The 4,101-nt window shown below is 53.6% G+C and carries 2 protein-coding genes; both read left to right on the forward strand.

The genetic code is table 11. From position 1 onward, the window contains the following. Nucleotides 1-3,328 (forward strand): hybrid sensor histidine kinase/response regulator (locus IQ217_RS18525; RefSeq protein WP_194021376.1); only part of this gene is annotated, 3,328 nt, incomplete at its 5' end. A gap of 34 nt (nt 3,329-3,362) precedes the next feature. Beyond that, nucleotides 3,363-3,857, forward strand: coding sequence for a CheW domain-containing protein (locus IQ217_RS18530; protein ID WP_194021377.1), 495 nt, complete (start codon nt 3,363-3,365; stop codon nt 3,855-3,857). Nucleotides 3,858-4,101: the final 244 nt, after the last annotated feature.

Below are 4,101 nucleotides of genomic sequence, written 5' to 3' on the forward strand. Positions count from 1 at the left end.
ATTTTTGGGCATGGACTTTCCAGAGCTAGGAGAAATCCCCACCGCCATCAGCACAGCAGAGGAAAATGTGTTTGCGGAATGGGAAGAAGAGCCGACGGCAATGCTGGTCCAGTCCGGAGAAGGGGCAATTCCCGCCAGCGATCGCCAACCCAACTTGGGGCCAGAAAGGGTGAACTTGGAGGAACCGGCCTACCGATTTTTCATTGAGGAAGCGCCCACCCTGTTGCAGGAAATAGAAACGGGGCTATTGACCATTGGGCAAGACCGGTCAGCGGCGGTGGTCCATGGCATTATGCGGGCGGCCCATTCCCTCAAAGGGGGAGCGGCCAGTGTAGGGCTGGAAACCATCAAACAGATCGCCCATCGGCTGGAGGATATTTTTAAGGCGCTTTATAACGAAGAGGTGGCCATAGACCAAACCATGGAAACCCTCTTATTGCAAGGATTTGACTGCCTGCGGAACCCGTTGGAGCAACAGATTGACCAGGGGTACTACGACCCAGAAACGGCTTGGCAGAGTGCTCAGGGGCCCATTATTAACCTAGAGCAACGGCTGGGTCCCCATTTGGCCGCAGGGGAACAGTTTTTGCCCAGCTCCGCTGAGCTAGGGGTGGATGTGGTGGCGTCGGTATTTGAAGTGGACATTGCCGAGGGCATGGCAGCGGTGGCGGCGGCCCAACAGCAGGGGACGGAATCGTTGCGGGAGGCCTTGACTAGCCAAACGGAAATTTTCCTGGGGCTGGCGGAAATTCTTAATTTACCGGGGTTCCAAGGTATTTGTGTAGCGGTGCAGCAGGCCCTGGCGGCCAACCCGCAGCAATTATCTACCATTGCCACCCAAGCTTTGACTGATTGGCAGGCCGGTGCTCAGCAAGTGCTGGAAAACGGCGATCGCCAACGGGGAGGGGAAGCAAGTGCCGAACTTTTGGCCCTGGGGCAAAGGCTTGCTCCTCCGGCAGAACCCCGGCCCCAACCAACTTCGGCTCCGGCTCCGGTATTGGGGGATCTATTTTTTGGCGATGATGAGGATGAGGTAGAGGAAGAACCATCTCCCCCCACTACGCCCATGACTGGGCCATGGCAACCCCAGCCTGAGCCAGAGGCTTCCCCCACCCTGGAGCAAACTCCCATGGAGCCTGAAACAGTGGATTCCCCCCCTTCCCTGGAGGAAGTTTTTGGCGGGTTGACTGCTGATGTAGTGGTGGAGAACCCAGTCCCTGCCGTGGAGGAAGTGGACCCTTCTGGGGAAACTTTATCTTTAGTGCATGCGGTGGAAGAGGTTTTTGATTCCTTACCTCCCCTGGCTCCGGCTCCAGTGCCAACTCCTAAGGCAGAAATCCCAACTCCTCCGGTGGAACATACCCCCGAACGGCGGACGGTACCGAGGGAACAAAATCCGGCTAATCTTTCCATCCGGGTGGATTTTCAGCGGTTGGAGCGCATGAATAATTGGGTGGGGGAATTGGCCATTAATCGCAATAGCCTCTCTTTGCAAAATCAGCAATTGCAAACGGCGGTGGGGGCCCTGGGGCAACGTTTCGGCACCTTCCAAACCATGGCTTTGAAGTTGAGGCAGTTGGCGGACCAGTTGGCCATCCGGCCGGAAGGGGAGACTATGCTACGGGCCCAGCCGCGACCCCAGGGGTGGCTAGACCACACCTTTGATGCGTTGGAGATGGATTCCTATGGTACCCTCTCGGCCCAGTTGCAGGAAATTTTGGAAGAAATGATGCAGTTGGAAGAGGCGGTGGATGATGTGGTGCTATTTTCCAGGGCGGCCAATCAGACAGTGGATGCCCAAAAGCAGATGCTATTTTCCCTGCGGGACGAGCTGATGTGGGCCCGGATGCTACCCCTGGGGGAAATTCTACAGCGTTTTCCCCGTTTGCTCAGGGATATGGCCAGTAAGTTTAATAAGCCGGTGCAGATCAAACTCCATGGCACGGGGGTGTTGGTTGATCGTTTGGCCCTGGAGAAGCTCTATGATCCCCTGCTCCATTTACTCCGTAATGCTTTTGACCATGGCATTGAGGATACTGATACCCGTTTGGCAGCAGGGAAACCGGCCACGGGCACCATTGAGATCCATGCCTATCACCAGGGTAATCAGACAATTATTGAAATGCGGGATGATGGGGGTGGACTCAACCGAGATAAGATTCTCCGGCGGGCGGTGGAACGGGGCTTGATTAGCGAAGAACAGGGGCAACGGTTGGGGACAGAGCAGATTAATAATTTAATTTTTGAGCCAAACTTTTCCACGGCGGACCAGGTGAGTGAGCTTTCGGGCCGGGGGGTGGGGCTGGATGTGGTACGGCAACAGTTGCAGGCTCTGAAGGGAACCATTGTGGTGTCTTCTCGCCCCGGCCGGGGAACAGTGTTTTCCTTGCGTTTACCTTTGACCCTCACCATTGCTAAGTTGTTGGTGTGCTTGGTGGGGCAGGACCAGGGGGCCCTAACGGCGATCGCCATTCCTTCTGATAGTGTGGCGGAATTGATGGTGCCGACGGCGGAACAACTCAAAACTAGTGGGGGGCAACGTTTTCTCCATTGGCAACAATTGACTATCCCGATTTATTCCTTGGCCCAATTACTGCCCTATCAGTGTCCTTTATCGGAGCGACAAACCAGCAAGCTATTAACCACGGTGCCCCAACCGGACAATTGGCACTTGCCCCTGGTGTTACTCCGGCTCGGTCAGCAATATTACGCCCTAGAGGTGAACCGCTTGGTGACGGAACAGGAATTGGTGATCAAACCCTTTGCGTCCCTGTTGCCTGCCCCTTCTTACCTTTATGGAGCCACTATTTTGGCCGATGGCACCTTAATTCCGGTGGTGAATGGAGCACTGTTGTTGGAATGGCATTGGCAAAAGGGCACAGATAATTTGGCCATGGCGGAGGCAGGAGGAGAATCGCTCCCCCCCCCAGGACGGAGGGCCAAAACCATTTTGGTGGTGGATGATTCGGCGGCGCTGAGGCGGACTCTGGCTTTCACCCTAGAACGGTCTGGTTATCGGGTGATGCAGGCTAAGGATGGCCAGGAAGCCCTGAAGACCCTAGCCCAAACGGGGGAAGTGGATTTGATTATTTGTGATGTGGAAATGCCCAACCTCAATGGCTTTGAGTTTCTTGGGCAACGACGTCGCAATGCTGAACTGCTCAAAATTCCAGTGGCCATGCTCACTTCCCGCGGCAGCGATAAACACCGACAGTTGGCCAAGACCCTGGGGGCCAATGCCTACTTCACCAAGCCTTACATTGAGCAACAGTTCCTTGGGGCGGTGGAGGAACTCCTGGCCGCTGGTCAGGTATCGGTTAGCAGTTAGTAGTTAAAAGTTATCATTTTCCCGCTTGCAAAATATGGCGTTCTATTCCTCTTCCGTTGATGCCCCTGTTCATGTTGGTCAGCCCTCTGCCCCCTCTGCTCGATCGGAAAAGTTTCTCCTTTTTGCTGTGGGAAAACTTAACCTGGCCCTACCCATTGCCCTGGTGGTAAAAATTTTGCCCCATGGCCCCACCCATGGCACTGGTCTGTCGGCCACAGGATTGGTTAACCTAGAAAACCGTTCTGTCACCATGGTGGACCTATATCGCCGCTTTTTTGGGGTGCCCCAACCCCCGACGGCCCAAACGAAACAGTATTTTATCTTGACTAAAAATCGGAGTGGGGAAGAATTTTGTCTCTTGGTTAATAATGCTCCCACGTTACTGGATGTGTTGCCCCAACAAATTCGTCAATTGCCCGATTCCTATCGCCAAAATGACACGCTCCAATCTGCTAGTCATGTAATGTTGGTGGAAGAAAAGTCGGAAAAACTGACTGTCTTTTTGCTCGACCCCGACCTTCTACTTTGAGTTGGGAAGTGGATTGGCAAAGAAATTAGCTGATGCCGCTGGTTTGATGAAAATAGCTAGATGGGAGCAATTGGGTGTGGATAATTTAAGACTGAGCGAGCCTTGGATGTAAATTAATGGCATTGTCTGCTTAGGGAGTGAGAGCTAGAATTGTTACGCAGTATAAGGTTGAAAAAAATGAACTGTATCTATTGTGAAAGTGAACGGGTAGTGAAAAATGGAAGAAAGAAGCTGAAGACGAGAC

The sequence above is a fragment of the Synechocystis salina LEGE 00031 genome (assembly GCF_015207985.1).
Lineage (GTDB): Bacteria > Cyanobacteriota > Cyanobacteriia > Cyanobacteriales > Microcystaceae > Synechocystis > Synechocystis salina.